The sequence below is a fragment of the Streptomyces sp. NPDC001663 genome, from assembly GCF_042893105.1.
GTDB lineage: Bacteria > Actinomycetota > Actinomycetes > Streptomycetales > Streptomycetaceae > Streptomyces.
This window is the reverse complement of sequence record NZ_JBIAUR010000002.1, coordinates 272189-294396: the sequence shown is the minus strand read 5'-3', so window position 1 is coordinate 294396 and position 22208 is coordinate 272189. Positions and strand designations below refer to the sequence as shown.

Below are 22208 nucleotides of genomic sequence, written 5' to 3'. Positions count from 1 at the left end.
GTACATCCCGAGGAGACACGCACCATGCCCGCTTTCAACCGCCCGCCCGAGTGGCAGCAGCAGGCGGACCGGCACACCGAACTGGTCGACCCGGTGCTCACCGTGCGCCAGCTGGGCCGCTTCGACTTCAACCTCAAGTCGCTGGTCCGCATCGACCACGCTCTGGTCTTCGCCACCCCGAAGGGCGGCTACGACTGCTGTCTGCCCCCTCGCCGGCCCACGCGCAGCGAGATCGCTGCGAAGCGGTACACGGCCGTGTACGAGGTGGACATGGGCGTGCACCCGTTCTCTGCGGAGCTCACCCTGCCCAGCGACAACGACGCGTTCGAGTTCACGGCCGCCGTCGACCTGTCCTGGCAGGTCCTCGACCCGGCCCGGTTCGTGGCCAGTGGGCATCGGGACGTGCCGGCGCTGGTACTGGGCGAGCTGCAGCAGGCGGCCCGGCCGGTGACCCGGCGCTTCGCCATCGCCGACAGCGCGGACGCCGAACGGGAGTTGCTGCAGGCGGTCACCGTGCTGGGGCCGCTCGGGGCGCCCGCGGGACTGCAGGTGACCTGGACGCTGCGGGTGCGGCGCGACCAGGAGAACATCGACCACCAGCGCCGGCTCCAGGCCATCGACCACTCCGCCACGGAGCAGATCCGCGCGGCCGAGCGGGGCATGGAGATCGACGTCGAGGTGGACCGCCGCAACCGGCAGCAGGACCAACTGCAGATCGACCGGGCCATGGCGTACGGCAACCAGCAGCAGGAGCTGCTCCTCCAGCAGCAGCACTGGCAGCACGAACAGGCGATGCTGGCGAGCGGGCAACAGCACCAACTGGCCCTGCAGCAGGGCCGGCAGATGCTGGAGCTGCAGCGGATCGAGGCGCAGAAGATCGAGTTCTACCAGTGGCACCTGCAGCAGGGCGGCGTCCACGCCTGGGCCCTCCATCTCGCCCAGCACCCCGAGGACTCCCGTCTGGTCATGACCAGCATGCGGGAGGACCAACTCCGCATGATCCAGGCCCAGATGGACCTGGTGAGCCAGCTCCTCAACGGCGACACGGCCGAGAGCTACGAGCTGGAGGGCCCGAAGCAACTCGCCCTGCGCACGGTCAGCGACATCCTGAACCAACGCCTTCCGGGGGTTCCGCAGACACCGCCGCTCATCGCGCCGCAGGGCGACGGGCCGGCGTACCCGGGCGCGCCGAACGCCCAGTCTCCGGGTGATCAGGCTCCGGCACAGGTGATGCCGGGGACCCAGGCCCCTGACCCGGCAGCTCAGACGCCTCCCCCGCAGCCCTCGGCACAGATGCCGCAGACTCCTGCACCTCCGTCCGCCCAGCCCCCGGCAGCCGCGGCCCCGGGCACCCCTCCGGCCGGCCAACCGTCCTGGCAGCCGCCCACGCCCCACGCTCCCCCGGCCACACCGTACGCCCCGCAGCAGACTCCGGCCTGGCAACCGCCACCCGGCTACGGCAACACCCCGACCCTGCCCACGCAGCCGCCACCGCCCGAGCCCGACCAGGCCATGCAGAACAACTCGGACGGCGCGAACAACTCCCAAGAGGCAAGCGGCACATGACGACCACCGGCCCGGCCCCCGCGCCCACCACCGGCACCACGCGGCCCGTCGGCTCCGCCGAGCGCATACGGCTCTGCGAGCGTCTTCTCACCGATCTGCGCACGGAGATCGCGCGCGCCGACAGCAAGGCCTCCGTGCTGGTGGCCGCGCTCGGCATGACGGCCGGCGTGTTCAGCGGACTGCTGGCCGGGCGCGGCTGGACCCCGTCGTCCCTGTCCACCGCGGGCACGGCGCTGTGGTGGTCCGGGACGCTGTCCCTCGCCGTCTCCCTCTTCGCCATGCTGCTGGCCGTCCTCCCGCGGTACCGCTCCGGAGCGTGGACGCCGGGACAGCCGCTGACCTACTTCGGCGACATCCAACAGGCCGTACGACAGCGCCACTTGGAGTCCGCGCTCGCCGACACGGAACGGGACCCCGGCACCGCTCTGACCGTGGCCCTCACCGAGTCGAGCCGCCTGGCCGCCCGCAAGCACCAGTGGATCCGCACCGGCCTGATCGCCTTCGGCGTCGGGACGGTCCTGCTCCCGGCGTCACTGCTGATCGGCTGAACCGCCGCACCGCCGTCCCCGACTGAAGCAACCACTAGGAACCGCCATGACCCAGCAACCGCCGGAGTATCCGCAGTACCCGACGCAGTCGCCCCAGCCGTCGGCGCCGCCGCAGTACCCACAGGCAGCACCGCAGCCGGCCCAGCCTCCCCAGTACCCGCAGGCATCGCAGTACCCCGCTCGGACAGCTCCCCCGTACCCGCAGCAGGCCGCCCAGCCCCCGCAGTACCCGCAGACACCACCTCCCGCACCCACGGCGCCTCCCACACCACCCGCTCCGCCGGTGCCGCCCGCACCCTCCACCCACCCGCACCACATCAGCACCGACCACGGCCGCGTCCACATCCGCAGGGACCAGCGCCGCACCGACGCCACCACCGTCGGCAGTCTGCTGCTCCACCTGCCGAACTTCCTGTGCAGCCTGTTCGTCGTCGGCCTCGTCTCGCTCGTCTTCGGCGGCTTCGGCATCGTCGTGGTGCTGGCCTGGCTCGCCAGCGGCGCACTCGTGTTCCACCGGCCCACGGAAAGCGCCCTCGCGCGCCATCTGCTCCGTCTGCGCTACCCCACTCCACAGGAACGAGCCAAACTCGAGCCGGTCTGGCGCGAGGTCACGGCCCGCGCCGGCATAGAGGCCCGCAACTACGAGCTGTGGGTGGAGGACAGCGACAACCTGAACGCGGTCGCCGCGGCCGGCCACATCGTCGGCGTCACCCGCTTCGCCATGAACGAACTGCCCAACGGCGAACTCGCCGCCGTCATGGCGCACGAGCTGGGCCACCACGTCGGCGGCCACGCCTGGTCCGGGCTCCTCGGCTATTGGTACGCGCTGCCCGGCCGGATCGCCTGGCGCGTCCTGAAGGCGTTCTCCGGCTTCGTGTTCAAGGTGTCGCGCGCGTTCGGCTGCATCGGCACCGCCGTCGTCGTGCTGGTCATCGGCTCCGTCGCCCTGGCGACGATCAGCACGCTGTACGGGCTGCCGCTGCTGGTCCTGGCGGTGCCGTACGCGCTCGCCGCCGTCGGCCGGCGTTCCGAGCTGCGGGCCGACGAGCACGCGGCCGCGCTGGGCTTCGCCCCGATGCTCGCCGCCGTACTCGACAAACTGCACCAGCAGGAGCAGCACGCCGAGGCCGCGCTCACCGCGGCGAACGGCGGTGTGAAGCTGGAGGAGAGCGCGCTCGGCAGACTGCTCTCCTCGCACCCGGACCATTACACGCGCCTGCACCACCTGCAGCCGTATCTGCAGCCGCAGCTCTGACGGCCCGCGCATACGCCGAAGGGCGGCCACCCCGTGGGGTGACCGCCCTTCAACTCAAGCGACTCGCTTACTGGTTGTACGGACCGTAGTCGTAGTCCTCCAGCGGAACGGCCTGGCCGGAGCCCGTGCCGAACGGCGAGTAGTCGATGTCGTCGTAGCCGACGGCCGAGTACATCGCGGCCTTGGCCTCCTCGGTCGGCTCGACCCGGATGTTGCGGTAGCGGGACAGGCCCGTACCGGCCGGGATGAGCTTACCGATGATGACGTTCTCCTTGAGGCCGATGAGGCTGTCGGACTTGGCGTTGATCGCCGCATCCGTCAGGACTCGGGTCGTCTCCTGGAAGGAGGCGGCCGACAGCCAGGACTCCGTCGCCAGCGAGGCCTTGGTGATACCCATCAGCTGCGGACGACCGGAGGCCGGGTGACCGCCCTCCTGGACCACACGACGGTTCTCGACCTCGAACTTCGAGCGCTCGACCAGCTCGCCGGGCAGCAGCTCGGCGTCGCCGGACTCGATGATCGTCACACGGCGGAGCATCTGCCGGATGATGATCTCGATGTGCTTGTCGTGGATCGACACACCCTGCGAGTTGTAGACCTTCTGGACCTCGCCGACCAGGTGGACCTGGACGGCACGCTGGCCCAGGATGCGCAGCACGTCGTGCGGGTTGGTGGCACCCACGGTGAGCTTCTGGCCCACCTCGACGTGCTCGCCCTCGCTGACCAGAAGACGGGCACGCTTCGAGATCGGGAACGCCGTCTCGTCGCTGCCGTCGTCCGGGGTGACGACGATCTTCTTGGTCTTTTCCGTCTCTTCGATGCGAACGCGACCGCTCGCCTCGGAGATCGGGGCGACACCCTTCGGCGTACGAGCCTCGAAGAGCTCGACGACACGGGGCAGACCCTGGGTGATGTCGTCACCGGCCACACCACCGGTGTGGAAGGTACGCATCGTCAGCTGGGTACCGGGCTCACCGATGGACTGGGCGGCGATGATGCCGACCGCCTCACCGATGTCGACCAGCTTGCCGGTGGCCAGCGAGCGGCCGTAGCAGAAGGCGCAGGTGCCGACCTGGGACTCGCAGGTCAGGATCGAACGGGTCTTCACCTGCTCGATGCCGTGGTGCACCAACTGGTCGATGAGCACGTCGCCGAGGTCCACGTTGGCCGGCGCGATCACCTTGCCGTCGACGACGACGTCCTCGGCGAGCATGCGGGCGTAGACGCTGGTCTCGACGTCGTCCGCCTTGCGCAGCACACCGTCCGCGCCCCGCTCGGCGATCCGCAGCTTCAGACCGCGCTCGGTGCCGCAGTCCTCTTCGCGGATGATGACGTCCTGCGAGACGTCCACCAGACGACGGGTCAGGTAACCCGAGTCGGCGGTACGCAGGGCGGTGTCCGCCAGACCCTTACGGGCACCGTGCGTGGAGATGAAGTACTCCAGCACGGACAGGCCCTCACGGAAGGACGCCTTGATCGGACGCGGGATGGTCTCGTTCTTCGCGTTCGACACCAGACCACGCATACCGGCGATCTGCCGCATCTGCATCATGTTTCCTCGGGCACCCGAGTCAACCATCATGAAGATGGGGTTGGTCTTGGGGAAGTTCTCGTTCATCGCCTCGGCGACCTCGTTGGTCGCCTTGGTCCAGATCGCGATGAGCTCCTGCGTGCGCTCTTCCTTGGTGATCAGACCGCGCTCGTACTGCTTCTGGACCTTCTCGTCCTGCGCCTCGTAGCCCTTGACGATCTCCTTCTTCGCCTCGGGAACGACGACGTCGGAGATGGCCACGGTGACGCCGGAGCGGGTCGCCCAGTAGAAGCCGGCCGCCTTCAGGTTGTCGAGCGTCGCCGCCACGATGACCTTGGGGTAGCGCTCGGCCAGGTCGTTGACGATCTCGGAGAGCTGCTTCTTGCCCACCGAGTAGTCGACGAACGGGTAGTCCTCGGGCAGCAGCTCGTTGAAGAGCGCGCGGCCCAGGGTGGTGCGCAGGCGGAAGGTGTCCCCCTGCTGCCACTCGGGCTCGCCCTCCTCCTGCGCCGGCGGGGTCCAGCCGCGCGGCGGGATGGTGCCCACCGGGAAGCGGATGTCGATCGCCGACTGCAGCGCGAGCTCACCGGCGTCGAACGCCATGATCGCCTCGGCCGTGGAGCCGAAGGACCGGCCCTCGCCCTTGGTGTCACGCAGCTCGCCGTCGGTGGTGAGGAAGAACAGACCGAGGACCATGTCCTGGGTCGGCATCGTCACCGGACGGCCGTCGGCGGGCTTGAGGATGTTGTTCGAGGACAGCATCAGGATGCGGGCCTCGGCCTGCGCCTCCGCGGACAGCGGAAGGTGTACGGCCATCTGGTCGCCGTCGAAGTCCGCGTTGAACGCGGTGCAGACGAGCGGGTGGATCTGGATGGCCTTGCCCTCGACCAGCTGCGGCTCGAAGGCCTGGATGCCGAGGCGGTGCAGGGTGGGAGCACGGTTCAGCAGAACCGGGTGCTCGGCGATGACCTCTTCGAGGACGTCGTACACGACCGTGCGGCCGCGCTCCACCATGCGCTTGGCGCTCTTGATGTTCTGCGCGTGGTTCAGGTCGACCAGGCGCTTCATCACGAACGGCTTGAAGAGCTCCAGCGCCATCGCCTTCGGCAGACCGCACTGGTGCAGCTTCAGCTGCGGACCGACGACGATCACGGAACGCGCGGAGTAGTCCACACGCTTGCCGAGCAGGTTCTGACGGAATCGACCCTGCTTGCCCTTCAGCATGTCGCTGAGGGACTTCAGCGGGCGGTTACCGGGACCGGTGACCGGGCGACCACGACGACCGTTGTCGAAGAGGGCGTCAACAGCCTCCTGAAGCATGCGCTTCTCGTTGTTGACGATGATCTCCGGAGCACCCAGGTCGAGCAGGCGCTTCAGACGGTTGTTGCGGTTGATCACACGGCGGTACAGGTCGTTCAGGTCGGAGGTCGCGAAGCGGCCACCGTCCAGCTGCACCATCGGACGCAGGTCCGGCGGGATGACCGGGACGCAGTCGAGGACCATGCCCTTGGGGCTGTTGGAGGTCTGCAGGAAGGCAGACACGACCTTCAGCCGCTTCAGCGCACGGGTCTTCTTCTGGCCCTTGCCGGTGCGGATGATCTCGCGGAGACGCTCGGCCTCCTCGTCCAGGTCGAAGGACTCCAGGCGCTTCTGCAGCGCCGCGGCACCCATCGAACCGTCGAAGTACGTGCCGAAGCGGTCACGCAGCTCGCGGTAGAGGAGCTCGTCGCCCTCGAGGTCCTGGACCTTGAGGTTCTTGAACCGGGTCCACACCTCGTCGAGGCGGTCGATCTCGCGCTGCGCACGGTCGCGCAGCTGCTTCATCTCACGCTCGGCACCCTCGCGCACCTTGCGGCGCACGTCGGCCTTGGCACCCTCGGCCTCGAGCTCGGCCAGGTCGGACTCGAGCTTCTTGGCGCGGGCCTCCAGGTCGGCGTCCCGGCGGTTCTCGACCTGCTGACGCTCCACGGAGACGTGCGCCTCCAGGGAGGGCAGGTCGCGGGTACGGCGCTCCTCGTCGACGTACGTGATCATGTACGCCGCGAAGTAGATGACCTTCTCGAGGTCCTTGGGCGCCAGGTCCAGCAGGTAGCCGAGGCGCGAAGGAACACCCTTGAAGTACCAGATGTGCGTGACGGGGGCGGCCAACTCGATGTGGCCCATCCGCTCACGGCGCACCTTGGCGCGAGTGACCTCGACGCCGCAGCGCTCACAGATGATGCCCTTGAACCGGACACGCTTGTACTTGCCGCAGTAGCACTCCCAGTCCCGGGTCGGACCGAAGATCTTCTCGCAGAAGAGTCCGTCCTTTTCGGGCTTGAGGGTGCGGTAGTTGATGGTCTCGGGCTTCTTGACCTCGCCGTGGCTCCACTGACGGATGTCGTCAGCGGTGGCCAGACCGATCCGGAGCTCGTCGAAGAAGTTGACGTCGAGCACTATGCGTCAATCCCTCTCAGGGTTGTAAGTCTTGGGGTCTGAAACGGGGGTCCAGGGGCCGGCCGGAGGTTCCTCACCAGGTCCTCCGGCCGGACTCCCGTCAGACCTCTTCGACGCTGCTCGGCTCGCGCCGGGACAGGTCGATGCCAAGCTCTTCCGCAGCGCGGAAGACGTCCTCATCGGTGTCGCGCATCTCGATGGACATACCGTCCGAGGACAGCACCTCCACGTTGAGGCACAGGGACTGCATCTCCTTGATGAGCACCTTGAAGGACTCGGGGATGCCGGGCTCGGGAATGTTCTCGCCCTTGACGATGGCCTCGTAGACCTTCACGCGGCCGGTGACGTCGTCGGACTTGATGGTCAGCAGCTCCTGGAGGGCGTACGCGGCGCCGTAAGCCTCCAGCGCCCACACCTCCATCTCGCCGAACCGCTGGCCACCGAACTGGGCCTTACCACCCAGCGGCTGCTGGGTGATCATCGAGTACGGACCGGTCGAGCGGGCGTGCAGCTTGTCGTCGACCAGGTGGTGCAGCTTGAGGATGTACATGTACCCGATCGAGATCGGGTCCGGGAACGGCTCACCGGAGCGGCCGTCGAACAGCCTCGCCTTACCGGTCGGCTGCACCATGCGCTCGCCGTCGCGGTTCGGGATGGTGTGCTGGAGCAGACCCGCGAGCTCGTCCTCGCGCGCACCGTCGAAGACGGGGGTCGCGACGTTCGTGCCCGGGTCGACCTGGTCGGCGCCGATGACCTGCAGGCGCTGGGCCCACTCCTCACCGAGGCCCGAGACGTCCCAGCCGCGGCTGGCGAGCCAGCCGAGGTGGATCTCCAGGACCTGTCCCGGGTTCATTCGGGACGGCACACCCAGCGGGTTCAGGATGATGTCGACCGGAGTTCCGTCCTCGAGGAACGGCATGTCCTCGATCGGAAGGATCTTCGAGATAACACCCTTGTTGCCGTGACGGCCGGCGAGCTTGTCACCGTCGGTGATCTTGCGCTTCTGCGCCACGTACACGCGCACCAGCTGGTTCACACCGGGGGGAAGCTCGTCGCCCTCCTCGCGGTCGAAGACGCGGACGCCGATGACCTTGCCGGTCTCGCCGTGCGGCACCTTCAGCGAGGTGTCACGGACCTCACGGGCCTTCTCACCGAAGATCGCGCGCAGCAGGCGCTCCTCGGGGGTCAGCTCGGTCTCACCCTTCGGGGTCACCTTGCCGACGAGGATGTCGCCCGCGATGACCTCGGCACCGATGCGGATGATGCCGCGCTCGTCGAGGTCGGCGAGGACCTCCTCGGAGACGTTCGGGATGTCCCGGGTGATCTCCTCGGGGCCGAGCTTGGTGTCACGGGCGTCGACCTCGTGCTCCTCGATGTGGATCGAGGAGAGGACGTCGTCCTGCACGAGGCGCTGCGACAGGATGATCGCGTCCTCGTAGTTGTGACCCTCCCACGGCATGAACGCCACGAGCAGGTTCTTGCCCAGCGCCATCTCGCCGTTCTGGGTGGCCGGACCGTCGGCCAGGACCTGGCCCTCGATGATCCGGTCGCCCTCGTTGACGATGACCTTCTGGTTGACCGAGGTGCCCTGGTTGGAGCGGGCGAACTTGGCCAGACGGTAGGTGATGTACGTGCCGTCGTCGTTGGCGGTGGTGATGTAGTCCGCGGAGACCTCCTGGACCACACCGGCCTTCTCGGCCTTGACCACGTCGCCGGCGTCGACCGCGGAGCGGTACTCCATGCCGGTGCCGACGAGCGGGGCCTCGGACTTGATGAGCGGCACGGCCTGACGCATCATGTTCGCGCCCATGAGGGCACGGTTGGCGTCGTCGTGCTCGAGGAACGGGATCATGGCGGTCGCGACCGACACCATCTGGCGCGGCGAGACGTCCATGTAGTCCACGTCGTCACCGGCGACGTAGTCGACCTCGCCACCACGGCGGCGGACGAGCACGCGGTTCTCGGCGAACCGCAGGTCGTCGTTGAGCGTGGCGTTGGCCTGCGCGATGACGAATCGGTCCTCTTCGTCGGCCGTCAGGTAGTCGACCTCGTCGGTGACCTGACCGTCGACGACCTTGCGGTACGGCGTCTCCACGAAACCGAACGCGTTGACGCGGCCGTAGGAGGCGAGCGAACCGATCAGACCGATGTTCGGGCCTTCAGGGGTCTCAATCGGGCACATACGGCCGTAGTGAGACGGGTGCACGTCACGGACCTCGAAGCCGGCCCGCTCACGGGAGAGACCACCCGGACCAAGAGCCGACAGACGGCGCTTGTGGGTGAGACCCGACAGCGGGTTGTTCTGGTCCATGAACTGCGACAGCTGGCTGGTGCCGAAGAACTCCTTGATGGAGGCGACGACCGGCCGGATGTTGATCAGGGTCTGCGGCGTGATCGCCTCGACGTCCTGAGTCGTCATGCGCTCGCGGACGACGCGCTCCATACGAGCCAGACCCGTGCGGACCTGGTTCTGGATGAGCTCGCCGACGCTGCGCAGACGACGGTTGCCGAAGTGGTCGATGTCGTCGGTCTCGACGACGATCGTGCCGCCGCTGTCGCCCGTCGTCTCGGTCTCGCCGGCGTGCAGCTTGACCAGGTACTTGATCGTCGAGATGACGTCCTCGACGGTCAGGATGCCCGCGTCCAGCGGAGCGTCCGCACCCAGCTTCTTGTTGACCTTGTAGCGGCCGACCTTGGCGAGGTCGTAGCGCTTCGGGTTGAAGTACAGGTTCTCCAGCAGCGTCTGCGCGGCCTCACGCGTGGGGGGCTCGCCCGGACGCAGCTTGCGGTAGATGTCGAGCAGCGCGTCGTCCTGGCCCTGGGTGTGGTCCTTCTCCAGGGTGGCGCGCATCGACTCGTACTCGCCGAACTCCTCGAGGATCTGCTCGGTCGTCCAGCCGAGAGCCTTCAGGAGAACGGTGACGGACTGCTTGCGCTTGCGGTCGATGCGGACACCGACCATGTCGCGCTTGTCGATCTCCATCTCCAGCCAGGCACCCCGGGACGGGATGATCTTGGCGGAGAAGATGTCCTTGTCGGACGTCTTGTCGATGGAGGAGTCGAAGTAGACACCGGGCGAACGGACGAGCTGCGACACCACGACACGCTCGGTGCCGTTGATGACGAAGGTGCCCTTGTTCGTCATGAGCGGGAAGTCGCCCATGAAGACCGTCTGGGACTTGATCTCGCCGGTCTCGTTGTTGGTGAACTCAGCCGTCACGAAGAGCGGAGCGGCGTACGTGAAGTCGCGCTCCTTGCACTCGTCGATGCTGTTCTTCGGCGGCTCGAAACGGTGGTCGCGGAACGTCAGCGACATCGACCCGGAGAAGTCCTCGATCGGAGAGATCTCCTCGAAGATCTCCTCCAGACCGGACTTGGTGGGGACGTCCTGACCGGACTCCAGAGCCTCCTCGACCCGACTCTGCCAGGCGGTGTTGCCGAGCAGCCAGTCAAAGCTCTCGGTCTGCAGCGCGAGCAGGTTGGGAACCTCGAGAGGCTCCTTGATCTTTGCAAAGGAGATGCGCAGCGGGGCGGTGCTGGCGCCGTTGTTCGTATTCGCGGTCGAGGCAGTGCGCGAGGCGGCCAAGAGGGGGTCCTTCCGAGGGCTCGGACTCACTACGCGCGTACCGGTCCCTCTCCCGTGCACAGAGACAGACTCCCCGATTTGGCCGAAAGGCCTGGTCAGGGCTCATCTGATCGTCGGTGCTCAAGTGAGGGCATGCCCCTGGTGACGGGCAGGGGACAGCTAACAGGCAGCGCAAAGGGTCAGTGTAGCCACTTGGCACACTGATGTCCAGCCCCGATTTTCTGAGTACCTCGTTGTCCTCAACGCCCTTGGCATGCCTGCCCTCGATGCACGTTGATACTGCCCTCTTCGTCGCCGATCCATGCCTCGGATTCGGATCCTGTGACGACGCGTCCTGAGAATTGCGCGCTGCGTGCGGTTCGTCAAGGCCCCCATGGCCCAAACCACATGTCACCTGGGGCGCTTGGAGACACGACGAAGATCACCATACTCCGCGCACCCCCGCCTGCAAGGCAGCCGCCACCCGACGCCCGGGAACGCCGAAGAGCGACCACCCGAATGGATGATCGCTCTTCAGCGCTTAGGCGTTACAGGCCTCTCGGGCCTGCGAGGTCTTACTTGACCTCGACGGAGGCGCCGGCACCCTTGAGGGACTCGGCGGCCTTCTCGGCGGCGTCCTTGGCGACCTTCTCGAGAACGGGCTTCGGGGCGCCGTCCACGAGGTCCTTGGCCTCCTTCAGACCCAGGGAGGTCAGCTCACGCACGACCTTGATGACCTGGATCTTCTTGTCGCCGGCGCCGGTGAGGATGACGTCGAACTCGTCCTTCTCCTCGGCAGCCTCGGCCGGGGCGGCCGGGCCGGCCGGGCCGGCAACGGCGACCGCAGCGGCGGCGGTGACGTCGAACTTCTCCTCGAACGCCTTCACGAACTCGGAGAGCTGGATGAGGGTCATGCCCTCGAACTCGGCGAGCAGTTCGTCCTGGGTGAGAGCCACGATGGCTTTCCTTCCACTAATTCGGCTGGTGCCGTCTGTACATGTCTGGCGGGCGTACGTTCGGCCCGCTACGACCGTTGCCTCAGGCGTACTGCCTCAGGCGGCGGTCATTTCGCGAGCCGAATTACTCGGCACCGCCCTGCTCGTCCTGCTTGGCGCGAAGCGCGTCCACGGTGCGGACGAGCTTCGACGGGAGCGCCTGGAAGACCTGAGCAGCCTGCGTCTGCTTGCCCTTCAGGGCGCCCGCCAGCTTGGCGAGCAGAACCTCGCGGGACTCGAGGTCCGCAAGCTTCTTGATCTCGTCGGCGGACAGCGCCTTGCCGTCAAGGACACCGCCCTTGATGACGAGGTTCGGGTTGTCCTTGGCGAAGTCACGAAGACCCTTCGCCGACTCCACCGGGTCACCGGTGACGAAGGCGACCGCCGTCGGACCGTTGAACAGGTCGTCGAGCGTCGAGATCCCGGCCTCGTTGGCCGCAATCTTGGTCAGCGTGTTCTTCACCACGGCGTACTGGGCGTTCTCACCGAGCGAACGACGCAGCGTCTTGAGCTGCGCCACGGTGAGACCCCGGTACTCGGTCAGCACGGCGGCGTTCGAGCTACGGAACTGCTCCGCGAGCTCGGCCACCGCGGCAGCCTTGTCGGGCCTTGCCATGAGCGTCGGCCTCCTTCCGGGTGATGACGACCGCTCGGAAGGGGCTGGGACAAACGAAACGCCCCGGCGCAGGCGCTCGGGGCGTAGCTCGACCGGGACTCGCACGCTGTTGGGCAGCGAACTCCGGGAGCACTTCCACAATCACCTGCGCGGGTCGTCCGCGGATTTCAGCGGATCCTTCGGCCACCGCGCCCTCTCACGAGCACACGGCAACGACCAGCGGTCTTTGGCTTCTCCAGGAGGGTACGTGACCGGATCGCCGTCAAGCAAATCCGGTCGTACGGTGCTCAGCCGCGGCCCTGCTTCGACGGCTTGCTCAGGTCCACCGTGTCGTCCTCGGCCGGTGCGCGGACCGTCACCGGCCTGCCGAAGTCGAGGAAGGTGACGGTGAGGTCCAGCTGCCCGTGGCGGCCGAAGCCCTGCGTGCGCAGCCGCTTGACGTGGTCTTCGCCGTCGATCCAGACGTCGAGCGTGAGCTCGTCGACGCCCAGATTGTCGTACTGGAGGAGCCCTTTCTTCTCCTTGCTCTCCAGGGCGGAGCGGAGGTCGTCGAGCTTCGCCGTCCCCGTGTAGTGCGTGGTGGCGACGCCGTCGACCTTCTCGGTGCCGGCCTGCCGCACGTCGTCGGAGGCGGCCAGGAAGGCGGCGTCCCGGGCCGGGTTGTGCCCGACCTGGTCGCGCAGTCCGCCGGTGTCCATCCTCAGGCCACCGCCCGCGGTGAAACCGGCGCTTTCGCCGAAGCCGGCCCAGTGCCTGCCGTGCACCTGCTGGGCCACGCCGTTCTCGCTCTGGCGCTGGTACAACACCCCGTCGACCAGGCGGAGTTCGGAGACGGTGGGGTGGTCGCCGCCGATGGTGGACGTCGTCAGCCGCGCCACCGCCGGTTTCGTACCGACCGACGCCTCGGCCTCGACCCGCCCCTGCTCCGGGATCCGGCCGCTGAGCCGGTAGTGCACGGAGGTGACGGCCTGCGTCTTCTTCGCGGCCCGGGCCACGGCAGCGGCGGCCGACTCGGCCGAGGACTGCTCCGCACCGCCCCCGCAGCCGACCGCGCCGGCGGCGAGGAGCAGGACGGCGCCCGCTGCACCCGCTGCCCGGCGCGGCACGTATGCACGTACTGGAAAGGTCATGAGCGTCAGGACGTCGTTCCGGTCCCGCCCTGCTTCTTCAGCAGTTCCTTGAAGTCCTCGGTGTCGCTCGCCGGCGGCTTGGTCGCGGAGACCTTCACGCCGTAGTCGCTGTAGTACGCGGTCTGGGTGTACTCGCCGGCCGACATCTCGCCCTTCTCGACCTTCTTGACCAGCAGGTCCTGGTCGTCGACCCAGATGTCGACGGTCTCCGTGCTGACGCCCGCCTGGGTCAGCTGCTTCTTCAGGCCGGCGAGCTGGCTCGCGGTGAGGTTGGAGTTCTTGCCGGCCAGGTCGGCGACGTCCACCGTGCCCGAGTAGTGCGTGGTGTTCACGCCGCGCACCTTCTCGGTGCCGACCTTCTTGACGTCCCCGGAGGCCAGCAGGAGCTTCACCGACTGGTTCGGGGTCGTGTTCTGCATCTGGTCCTTGAGGTAGGCGCCGGAGCTGCCGCCGAGGTCGGCGAGGTCGTCGTAGCCGTACCGGATCCAGTGCTTGCCGCCCGCCTGCTCGGCGAACTTCTCGCCCATCTTCGCGTAGTAGGCGTCCGGCAGATAGCGGGCCTGCATCGACGTGGTGCCGAGCTGCTTCATGGTGTCGGCCATGGTGCCGCCGGTGTAGGTGATGGTCAGGTTGCCGGTGAGACCGTCGGCCCAGCCGAGCGCGCCGTCGGCCGTCATGGACATCAGGGAGCCCATGGTCGTCGTGGACTCGACCTTGGCCGAGTCCGCGCCGTCGGTGGACTTCTCGGCGGTGCGCAGTGCCGCGATGGGGCTCAGGTGCGTCGCGCCCTTGCCGGAGGCCTTGTCGTCCTTGCCGGAGCCCCCGGAGTCCGAGGAGTTGCAGGCCGCCACCCCGGACAGCGCGGTCACCGCCGCTATCGAGAGGATCACGCGCCGCACCGTCGTGCACTTCATTCGTCCCACCCCTATGCGATTGCTGTGCCCGCACGCTAACGCAGGGCACTGACAGCCGTACGAGAAAACCCGCACGCAACAAAGACGGGCCCCGCAACCCGGAGGTTGCAGGGCCCGCCTTCGTATTGACGCGTCGCTGACGCGGCTACCGGGGTGAGCGCTCGGCTCAGACGGCGGCCGGGTCCTCCTCGACGAGGAGGTTGCGGGTGCGGTTCGGGTCGACCGGGATGCCGGGGCCCATGGTGGTGCTGACCGCGGCCTTCTTGATGTAGCGACCCTTGGCGGCGGACGGCTTCAGACGGAGGATCTCCTCCAGCGCGGCGCCGTAGTTCTCCACCAGCTTGTCGTCGTCGAAGGACGTCTTGCCGATGATGAAGTGCAGGTTCGAGTGCTTGTCGACGCGGAACTCGATCTTGCCGCCCTTGATGTCGTTGACGGCCTTCGTCACGTCCGGGGTCACGGTGCCGGTCTTGGGGTTCGGCATGAGACCACGGGGACCGAGCACACGGCCGAGGCGGCCGACCTTGCCCATGAGGTCCGGGGTGGCGACGACGGCGTCGAAGTCCAGGCGGCCCTTCGAGACCTCGTCGATCAGCTCGTCGGCGCCGACGATGTCGGCGCCCGCGGCACGCGCGGCCTCGGCACGGTCGCCGGTCGCGAAGACCAGGACCCGGGCGGTCTTACCGGTGCCGTGCGGAAGGTTCACGGTGCCACGGACCATCTGGTCGGCCTTGCGCGGGTCGACACCCAGACGGAAGGCGACCTCGACGGTGCCGTCGAACTTGGTCGTGGAGGTCTCCTTGGCGAGACGGACGGCCTCGAGCGGGGCGTAGAGCTTCTCCCGGTCGACCTTGGCGTCCGCAGCGCGGAGAGACTTGCTGCGCTTGCTCACTACTGCTCCTGTGGATTCTTAGGAGTCGTGGTGCGGGCCGAGCAGGCCCTGCCACTACTGCTTTTTCTGCGGGGAGTTGGGGCTCAGCCCTCGACCGTGACGCCCATGGAACGCGCGGTGCCGGCGATGATCTTCGCGGCGGCGTCCAGGTCGTTGGCGTTGAGGTCGGGGAGCTTGGTCTGGGCGATCTCGCGGACCTGCGCCTGGGTGATCTTGGCGACCTTGGTCTTGTGCGGCTCGCCGGAGCCCTTCTCGATGCCCGCGGCCTTGAGGATCATCTTGGCGGCCGGCGGCGTCTTGGTGATGAAGGTGAAGGAGCGGTCCTCGTAGACCGTGATCTCCACCGGGATCACCCAGCCACGCTGCGACTCGGTCGCGGCGTTGTACGCCTTGCAGAACTCCATGATGTTGACGCCGTGCTGACCCAGCGCGGGGCCGACCGGCGGGGCCGGGTTCGCGGCGCCGGCCTGGATCTGGAGCTTGATGAGCCCCGTGACCTTCTTCTTCTTGGGAGGCATTGCTCTCCGGGTCCTTTCGATTCGGGTCTACCCCCACCCGGGTCGCGTCCCAGATGAAGGCATACCGCACAACGATAACGGGTATAGATGCGCGGCCAAAAATCGAGCAGGTCAGACGGGCTTCTGACAGCCCCTCTGACCTGCTCGGACGTGATGGTCCAGGAAGAACTAGTTCTTCTGGATCTGGTCGAAGGAGAGCTCGACCGGCGTCTCGCGGCCGAAGATCTCCACCAGGCCCTTGACCTTCTTCGAGTCGGGGTTGATCTCGTTGATGGTCGCCTGGAGCGTGGCGAACGGGCCGTCGGTGACGGTGACCGAGTCGCCGACCTCGAAGTCCAGCACCTGGACCTCGACCTTGCGCTGCGGGGCGGGCTTGCCCTCGGCCTCGGCGGCCTCGCGGGCGGCCTTCTCCTCGGCCTCCGGGGCGAGCATCTTGACGATCTCGTCCAGGGTCAGCGGGTACGGGTCGTAGGCGTTGCCCACGAAGCCGGTGACGCCGGGGGTGTTGCGGACGACGCCCCAGGACTCGTTCGTCAGGTCCATACGGACGAGGACGTAGCCCGGGAGCTTGTTCTGCTTGATCGTCTTGCGGTCGCCGTTCTTGATCTGGACGACCTCTTCCTGCGGCACCTCGGCCTGGAAGATGTAGTCCTCGACGTTCAGCGAGACGGCGCGCTGCTCCAGGTTGGTCTTCACGCGGTTCTCGTAGCCGGCGTAGGTGTGGATGACGTACCACTCGCCGGGCAGAGTGCGCAGCTCCTCGCGGAGGGCCTGGACGGGGTCGACCGGCTCGGTCTCCTCCTCGACGGCTTCCTCGGCGTCGGCTTCCTCGACGTCCTCGTCCACGACGTGGACGGCCTCTTCCTCGGCGGGCTCGCCCGCCTCGGCCTCCGCAGCCTCGAACTCGTCCTGCTCGTCCGCGCCCTCGACGATGTCGAGTTCGTCGTCCACGGACTCGTCCGGCTCGAGGGCGTCGTCGTTCAGGTTCGTGTCAGACACGGTGGCTGCTTCTTCCTGGATACATAGGGGTGGAACATGCGAAAGGGGCGCCGGTAACCACGGCGCCCTTCGCAGTCGGCTCAGCCGAAGACGTACTTGGCGGCGTGGCTGAGTCCATAGTCAATCACGGTCACCAGGGCAATCATGATGACGACGAAGACAATCACCACGGTTGTGTAAGTCGTCAGCTGGTTACGCGTGGGCCAGACGACCTTGCGGAGCTCGGCGATGACCTGGCGGTAGAAGAGGGCAAGCCTCTTGAACGGGCCCTTCTTGGCCCGCTTGCCGCCCTTGCGGGCCTTCTTCTTCGTCTCCTGCGCCTCGTCCTGGGCATCAGGCGTGTCGATGGAGCCCACGGCGTCCGCCATTCGTCCTCACCTGTTCCCGGGTCGTGGCCGTGCCGCGCCCGGTCTGAGCCGCACGGCGGTGCATTGCTGTACGTACATGCGCACACATCCTGGCGAAGGTGTGTGTAGCAGGGCCGGAGGGACTTGAACCCCCAACCGCCGGTTTTGGAGACCGGTGCTCTACCAATTGAGCTACGACCCTTTGGTGTGTCCCCCAACGTACCGCATCCGACCGAGTGCTCGGTGTGCACCGCCTGCGGTGCGGCTGCTGAAGGCCAACGAGGTGAGAGTGTACGTGGTCCGGGGCGCCTCGTCGAACAGAAAGCCCCCGTAGGGGCCTTGGCGGCGGAAGATCGCCCGGAAACCGGCGGAAGATCACCAGGCCATCGCCCGGATCCGGACTCCTGTTCAATGACCGACCCACAGCTGTTCAGTCTGTGAAACCCGCGTGCCGGGGTCGTTTCCGGTCTGAAACGATGGGGTCCATGAGCGCTGCAACCCCTCCCACCGAGCGCCGGGTCTCCGCCCGAGTCGGCGCGATCTCCGAGTCCGCCACCCTCGCCGTGGACGCCAAGGCCAAGGCCCTCAAGGCCGCCGGGCGTCCGGTGATCGGCTTCGGCGCCGGTGAGCCCGACTTCCCGACGCCCGACTACATCGTCGAGGCCGCGATCGAGGCCTGCAAGAACCCGAAGTACCACCGGTACACGCCGGCCGGTGGTCTGCCCGAGCTGAAGTCCGCGATCGCCGCGAAGACGCTGCGCGACTCCGGCTGGGAACCCGACGTCTCGCAGATCCTGGTCACCAACGGCGGCAAGCAGGCCATCTACGAGGCCTTCGCCGCGATCCTCGACCCGGGCGACGAGGTCATCGTCCCGGCGCCGTACTGGACGACGTACCCGGAGTCGATCCGCCTGGCCGGCGGTGTCCCGGTGGATGTCGTCGCGGACGAGACCACCGGCTACCGCGTCTCCGTGGAGCAGCTGGAGGCCGCCCGTACGGAGAAGACGAAGGTCGTCCTCTTCGTCTCCCCCTCGAACCCGACCGGCGCGGTGTACTCCGAGGCCGAGACCGAGGCGATCGGCCGCTGGGCCGTCGAGCACGGCCTGTGGGTGCTGACCGACGAGATCTACGAGCACCTGGTCTACGGCGACGCGGTCTCCGTGTCCCTGCCCGCGCTGCTGCCCGAGCTGCGCGACAAGTGCGTCGTCGTCAACGGTGTCGCGAAGACGTACGCCATGACCGGCTGGCGCGTGGGCTGGGTCATCGGTCCGAAGGACGTGGTCAAGGCCGCGACGAACCTGCAGTCGCACGCCACGTCGAACGTGTCGAACGTCGCACAGGTCGCGGCGCTGGCTGCGGTGTCGGGTGACCTGGACGCCGTGGCGAAGATGCGCGAGGCCTTCGACCGCCGCCGCAAGACGATCGTCCGCATGCTCAACGAGATCGACGGCGTCGTCTGCCCGGAGCCCGAGGGCGCCTTCTACGCGTACCCCTCGGTCAAGGGCCTGCTCGGCAAGGAGATCCGCGGGAAGCGCCCGCAGGACACGGTCGAGCTGGCCGCGCTGATCCTGGAGGAGTCCGAGGTCGCGGTCGTCCCGGGCGAGGCCTTCGGCACGCCGGGCTATCTGCGGCTGTCGTACGCCCTGGGTGACGAGGATCTCGTCGAAGGCGTCAGCCGGATCCAGAAGCTGCTGGCGGAGGCGCAGGACTGATCTCGCCGCACCGAACGGGCCACCTCACACGGGGTGGCCCGTTTTTTCGTGCGAGCAAGACCACGTACGGGGAATCCGCTACCGGGACGGCTGGGACGTACGGCAGGATCCTGGGATGGAGCGTGTACGTGATGTCTCTGAGCTGCCGAAGGCCCATCTGCATCTGCACTTCACCGGGTCGATGCGGCCCACCACCGTGCTGGAGCTGGCCGACAAATACGGGGTACGGCTGCCCGATGCGTTGACCGAGGCGTTGACCAGCGGTGAGCCGCCGAAGCTGCGGGCTACGGACGAGCGGGGCTGGTTCCGGTTCCAGCGGCTGTACGACGCGGCGCGCTCGTGCCTCAGGCAGCCCGAGGACATCCAGCGGCTGGTGCGGGAGGCCGCGGAGGAGGATGTGCGCGACGGCTCGGGGTGGCTGGAGATCCAGGTCGATCCGACGTCGTACGCGCCTCGGCTGGGTGGGTTGATCCCGGCGCTGGAGATCATCCTGGATGCCGTGGAGACCACGTCGCGCGACACGGGGCTCGGCATGCGGGTGCTGGTCGCCGCGAACCGGATGAAGCACCCTCTGGACGCGCGGACGCTGGCGCGGCTGGCGGTGCGGTACGCGGACCGGGGTGTGGTCGGCTTCGGGCTGTCCAATGACGAACGCCGGGGTATGGCAAGGGACTTCGACCGTGCGTTCCACATCGCGCGGGAGGGCGGGCTGCTGTCGGCTCCGCACGGTGGCGAGCTGACCGGGCCCTCGTCGGTGCGGGACTGTCTCGACGACCTGGACGCGAACCGGATCGGGCACGGTGTGCGGGCGGCGGAGGATCCGCGGCTGCTGAAGCGGCTGGCGGAGCGGGGGGTGACGTGCGAGGTGTGTCCTGCCTCGAATGTGGCTCTGGGTGTGTACGAGAAGCCCGAGGACGTGCCGCTTCGGACCTTGTACGAGGCCGGTGTGCCGATGGCCCTGGGCGCCGACGACCCGCTGCTCTTCGGGTCCCGGCTGGCCGCCCAGTACGACATCGCCCGCCGCCATCACGGCTTCACCGACGAGGAGTTGGCGGAACTGGCGCGGCAGTCGGTGCGGGCTTCGGCGGCGCCGGAGGACGTGAGCGCGAAGCTGCTGGCGAGGATCGACGAGTGGCTCAGCGGCCCGGTCGCCTGAAGTGGGCGTACGGCGGGTGGGGCTTGAAGCAGATCAGCACCTCGACGGGGTGTCCGCCGCCGGGCGGCTGGATCAGTGGCAGTCCCGCCATCAGCGCCGAGTGGCCTTCGGCGACGCGCTTCTGACGCGGCCCCCAGCCCGCCGCGCGGGCGAAGTCCATGGCGGTCTCGGCGAACACCTCGCGCGTGCCGAAGAGGAAGAAGGTGCGGGCGTGGGTGGCGTGTCGCAGGTCGTCCCGGCCGTCGGCCCGCTTCTGCCGCTCGCGCCAGGAGGCCGCGTCGCGGGCGGTGCGTGCCTCGTCGGTGCGGGCGGTCAGTGGGGTGGCCCGGCGTAGCTTCCGGCGCAGTTCGGGCCACCGGCTGGGGCGCAGACCGAGGGTGTGGTGGGCCAGCACGAGGTCGACCCGCTCGCCCCAGCCCTCGTCCGGCGGGACTCCGTCGCGCAGCGGCACATGGACGAGCGTGTGGCGGGAGTGGGCGGCGAAGGAGAACAGTCCGGCGAGGGTGTTCAGGCCGTCGTGGTCGCCCAGCAGCAGGCCGATGGGGTCGGGAGCGGTCAGGGAGGTGTGGCGCAGGGGGTGCCGGGGCTGGACGACCCGGTGTTCGTACGGGCCTGTTCTGGGACGGAACTCGTGCAGTCTCAGGCGCATGTGCGATGCCTCATGGCATCAGGGTCGGGGGCCCGCGGTGTGGTCGGCAACGGAGATTCCGCTCAGCAGGGTGCGGGCGAGGCGGGTGGCGAACTCGTCCACGGGCGGTCTGGTGCCGGTCTCCGTGGCGTCGTAGGCGAACGCCCGTTGCGCGCAGGCGCCGAGCAGGAGTGACGCGGCTGCGAAGGTGTCCGCGTCCGGGCTGATCCGGCCGAGTGACTGCTCGGCCCGCAGGTATGTGTCCAGGCCCTGGATCGGCTTGTGCGGTCCCGTTCCCATCTGCCGCATCGCGTCGTCGTGGCGCCTTTTGAGTTGGGTCTCGGCGTAGAGCGAGGCGGCGATCGGGAAGCTCTGCTCGTAGAAGAGGGCGGCCTGGCGGGCGATCTCGGTGAGGTTCTCCTCCGGCGTGGCCCGGCCGGGCTCGGCGGCGAGGCTGCTGAGCAGCGGAGTCAGCCGGGGCAGGCGTTCCGAGAGCACCTGGATGAACAACTCCTCCTTGCTCGCGAAGTACTTGTAGAGCGCGGCTTCCGAGCAGCCGGCCGCCTTGGCGATCTCCTTGGTGGTCGCCTTCGCCAGCCCGACGGTGAGCATCAGCTCGTGAGCGGCATCGAGGATGCGGACACGGGCCGGCTTCGGGTCCATGGCAGGTCCAATCAGACTTGACGGGTGGGTGAGTGAATACCCACTCTAGGAGGAGGCAGGGGTGAGTGAATACTCACCCACCTATCTCGAGTGCGGGGGTACTCATGAACCTCACCGTTTTCGGCGCCACCGGCGGTATCGGCCGGGAGATCGTGCGTCAGGCGCTCGGCGCCGGCCACCGGGTGACCGCCGTGGTCCGCGATCCGGCTCGGCTCGGCGTCACCGGCGACGCGCTGGAGGTGTGCCGCGCCGACCTGACCGACCCGAAGGCGGTGCGGGGTGCGGTGGCGGGCCGGGACGCCGTCCTGTCCGGGCTCGGCGCCCGCAGCCGCAAGGACGCCGGGGTGGCTGCCCGGCTGACCCGTGTCGTGCTGGGCGCGATGGAGGCGGAGGGCGTGCGGCGGCTGGTCGTGGTCAGTGCCGGGCCCGTCGGCCCCGAGCCGGAGGGCGCGAAGTTGGTCGACCGTGCCGCGCGCGGCATCGTCTCCGCGCTCCTCAGGGACGTCTACGCGGATCTGCGGGAGATGGAGGCCGAGCTGGCGCGCAGTGGCACGGACTGGACGTCCGTCCGGCCGCCGCGTCTGCAGAACAAGCCGCTCACCGGCACCTACCGCACGGTCGTCGGGGGCTTCCCGCCTGATGGCCGCTTCATCGCCCGCGCGGATGTGGCACACGCGATGCTGGCGGCGCTCGACGATGCGGGGACGGTGAAGCAGGGGGTGGGTGTGGCCTACTGA

The 22208-nt window shown here is 68.1% G+C and carries 18 protein-coding genes and 1 tRNA gene; 6 read left to right on the top strand and 13 right to left on the bottom strand.

Annotated features, from left to right (window positions below; translation table 11 throughout):
* The first annotated feature begins 24 nt into the window (after positions 1-24).
* From ACFY1L_RS07640 to ACFY1L_RS07630, 3 genes are read left to right on the top strand one after another with little or no spacing between them, the layout of a single operon-like run.
* Positions 25-1566 carry a hypothetical protein gene (locus ACFY1L_RS07640; RefSeq protein ID WP_388819728.1) on the top strand — a complete coding sequence of 514 codons (1542 nt, stop codon included), beginning with the start codon at positions 25-27 and terminating at the stop codon, positions 1564-1566.
* Entirely contained in the window at positions 1563-2114 is a 552-nt protein-coding gene (locus tag ACFY1L_RS07635) for a Pycsar system effector family protein (protein WP_388819725.1), read from the top strand. The genes ACFY1L_RS07640 and ACFY1L_RS07635 overlap by 4 nt, the downstream gene beginning before the upstream one ends.
* 46 nt (positions 2115-2160) lie before the next feature.
* Complete coding sequence (locus tag ACFY1L_RS07630; RefSeq protein ID WP_388819723.1) at positions 2161-3369, top strand: M48 family metalloprotease; 1209 nt, start codon at positions 2161-2163, stop codon at positions 3367-3369.
* Between the two features lie 67 nt (positions 3370-3436).
* Here ACFY1L_RS07630 and ACFY1L_RS07625 read toward each other — a convergent pair whose 3' ends face one another.
* The 11 genes from ACFY1L_RS07625 to ACFY1L_RS07575 form a co-directional block, all read right to left on the bottom strand.
* Complete coding sequence (locus tag ACFY1L_RS07625) at positions 3437-7336, bottom strand: DNA-directed RNA polymerase subunit beta' (RefSeq protein ID WP_388819720.1); 3900 nt, start codon at positions 7334-7336, stop codon at positions 3437-3439.
* A 100-nt stretch (positions 7337-7436) separates the two neighbouring features.
* Positions 7437-10922, bottom strand: a complete 3486-nt coding sequence (gene rpoB, locus ACFY1L_RS07620; RefSeq protein ID WP_388819717.1) for a DNA-directed RNA polymerase subunit beta — start codon at positions 10920-10922, stop codon at positions 7437-7439.
* Positions 10923-11476: 554 nt separating this feature from the next.
* Positions 11477-11860 (bottom strand): 50S ribosomal protein L7/L12, encoded by a 384-nt coding sequence (gene rplL, locus ACFY1L_RS07615; RefSeq protein ID WP_186281297.1) that lies wholly within the window; start codon positions 11858-11860, stop codon positions 11477-11479.
* A 121-nt stretch (positions 11861-11981) separates the two neighbouring features.
* Positions 11982-12512 carry a 50S ribosomal protein L10 gene (rplJ, locus tag ACFY1L_RS07610; RefSeq protein ID WP_361265086.1) on the bottom strand — a complete coding sequence of 177 codons (531 nt, stop codon included), beginning with the start codon at positions 12510-12512 and terminating at the stop codon, positions 11982-11984.
* 287 nt (positions 12513-12799) lie between these two features.
* The gene (locus ACFY1L_RS07605; RefSeq protein WP_388819714.1) at positions 12800-13642 is read right to left on the bottom strand and encodes a hypothetical protein; all 843 of its coding nucleotides are present in this window, start codon (positions 13640-13642) and stop codon (positions 12800-12802) included.
* Between the two features lie 5 nt (positions 13643-13647).
* Positions 13648-14556: a hypothetical protein gene (locus tag ACFY1L_RS07600; RefSeq protein WP_388819711.1), complete on the bottom strand. Its 909-nt coding sequence runs from the start codon at positions 14554-14556 to the stop codon at positions 13648-13650.
* A gap of 166 nt (positions 14557-14722) precedes the next feature.
* Complete coding sequence (gene rplA / locus ACFY1L_RS07595; RefSeq protein WP_359016946.1) at positions 14723-15448, bottom strand: 50S ribosomal protein L1; 726 nt, start codon at positions 15446-15448, stop codon at positions 14723-14725.
* Positions 15449-15531: 83 nt separating this feature from the next.
* The gene (gene rplK, locus ACFY1L_RS07590; protein WP_007491029.1) at positions 15532-15966 is read right to left on the bottom strand and encodes a 50S ribosomal protein L11; all 435 of its coding nucleotides are present in this window, start codon (positions 15964-15966) and stop codon (positions 15532-15534) included.
* Positions 15967-16134: 168 nt separating this feature from the next.
* Positions 16135-16965 carry a transcription termination/antitermination protein NusG gene (gene nusG / locus ACFY1L_RS07585; RefSeq protein ID WP_388819708.1) on the bottom strand — a complete coding sequence of 277 codons (831 nt, stop codon included), beginning with the start codon at positions 16963-16965 and terminating at the stop codon, positions 16135-16137.
* Between the two features lie 80 nt (positions 16966-17045).
* A complete protein-coding gene (gene secE, locus ACFY1L_RS07580) occupies positions 17046-17333 on the bottom strand; it encodes a preprotein translocase subunit SecE (RefSeq protein WP_242772567.1) in 288 nt (95 codons plus the stop codon).
* 108 nt (positions 17334-17441) lie between these two features.
* A tRNA-Trp gene (locus ACFY1L_RS07575) sits at positions 17442-17514 on the bottom strand.
* A gap of 283 nt (positions 17515-17797) precedes the next feature.
* On the opposite strand from ACFY1L_RS07575, the gene ACFY1L_RS07570 reads away from it, so the two are divergent.
* Positions 17798-19024, top strand: coding sequence for a pyridoxal phosphate-dependent aminotransferase (locus ACFY1L_RS07570; protein ID WP_361265099.1), 1227 nt, complete (start codon positions 17798-17800; stop codon positions 19022-19024).
* 115 nt (positions 19025-19139) lie between these two features.
* Entirely contained in the window at positions 19140-20180 is a 1041-nt protein-coding gene (locus ACFY1L_RS07565) for an adenosine deaminase (RefSeq protein WP_388819704.1), read from the top strand.
* Here ACFY1L_RS07565 and ACFY1L_RS07560 read toward each other — a convergent pair.
* Both ACFY1L_RS07560 and ACFY1L_RS07555 read right to left on the bottom strand, forming a co-directional pair.
* Positions 20161-20829 (bottom strand): hypothetical protein, encoded by a 669-nt coding sequence (locus tag ACFY1L_RS07560; RefSeq protein WP_388819701.1) that lies wholly within the window; start codon positions 20827-20829, stop codon positions 20161-20163. The two genes, ACFY1L_RS07565 and ACFY1L_RS07560, sit on opposite strands and share 20 nt — an antisense overlap.
* An 18-nt stretch (positions 20830-20847) precedes the next feature.
* Positions 20848-21471 carry a TetR/AcrR family transcriptional regulator gene (locus tag ACFY1L_RS07555; RefSeq protein WP_388819698.1) on the bottom strand — a complete coding sequence of 208 codons (624 nt, stop codon included), beginning with the start codon at positions 21469-21471 and terminating at the stop codon, positions 20848-20850.
* Positions 21472-21575: 104 nt separating this feature from the next.
* Here ACFY1L_RS07555 and ACFY1L_RS07550 point away from each other — a divergent pair, with 104 nt between their 5' ends.
* A complete protein-coding gene (locus tag ACFY1L_RS07550) occupies positions 21576-22208 on the top strand; it encodes an NAD(P)-dependent oxidoreductase (protein ID WP_388819695.1) in 633 nt (210 codons plus the stop codon).

What these genes read in the sequence shown, in the direction of transcription:
- ACFY1L_RS07640 (WP_388819728.1), top strand. Translation starts at nt 25, where the DNA reads ATGCCCGCTTTCAACCGCCCGCCCGAGTGGCAGCAGCAGGCGGACCGG.
- ACFY1L_RS07635 (WP_388819725.1), top strand. Translation starts at nt 1,563, where the DNA reads ATGACGACCACCGGCCCGGCCCCCGCGCCCACCACCGGCACCACGCGG.
- ACFY1L_RS07630 (WP_388819723.1), top strand. Translation starts at nt 2,161, where the DNA reads ATGACCCAGCAACCGCCGGAGTATCCGCAGTACCCGACGCAGTCGCCC.
- rplJ (WP_361265086.1), bottom strand. Translation starts at nt 12,512, where the DNA reads ATGGCAAGGCCCGACAAGGCTGCCGCGGTGGCCGAGCTCGCGGAGCAG.
- ACFY1L_RS07605 (WP_388819714.1), bottom strand. Translation starts at nt 13,642, where the DNA reads ATGACCTTTCCAGTACGTGCATACGTGCCGCGCCGGGCAGCGGGTGCA.
- ACFY1L_RS07600 (WP_388819711.1), bottom strand. Translation starts at nt 14,556, where the DNA reads ATGAAGTGCACGACGGTGCGGCGCGTGATCCTCTCGATAGCGGCGGTG.
- rplK (WP_007491029.1), bottom strand. Translation starts at nt 15,966, where the DNA reads ATGCCTCCCAAGAAGAAGAAGGTCACGGGGCTCATCAAGCTCCAGATC.
- secE (WP_242772567.1), bottom strand. Translation starts at nt 17,333, where the DNA reads ATGGCGGACGCCGTGGGCTCCATCGACACGCCTGATGCCCAGGACGAG.
- ACFY1L_RS07570 (WP_361265099.1), top strand. Translation starts at nt 17,798, where the DNA reads ATGAGCGCTGCAACCCCTCCCACCGAGCGCCGGGTCTCCGCCCGAGTC.
- ACFY1L_RS07565 (WP_388819704.1), top strand. Translation starts at nt 19,140, where the DNA reads ATGGAGCGTGTACGTGATGTCTCTGAGCTGCCGAAGGCCCATCTGCAT.
- ACFY1L_RS07560 (WP_388819701.1), bottom strand. Translation starts at nt 20,829, where the DNA reads ATGCGCCTGAGACTGCACGAGTTCCGTCCCAGAACAGGCCCGTACGAA.
- ACFY1L_RS07555 (WP_388819698.1), bottom strand. Translation starts at nt 21,471, where the DNA reads ATGGACCCGAAGCCGGCCCGTGTCCGCATCCTCGATGCCGCTCACGAG.
- ACFY1L_RS07550 (WP_388819695.1), top strand. Translation starts at nt 21,576, where the DNA reads ATGAACCTCACCGTTTTCGGCGCCACCGGCGGTATCGGCCGGGAGATC.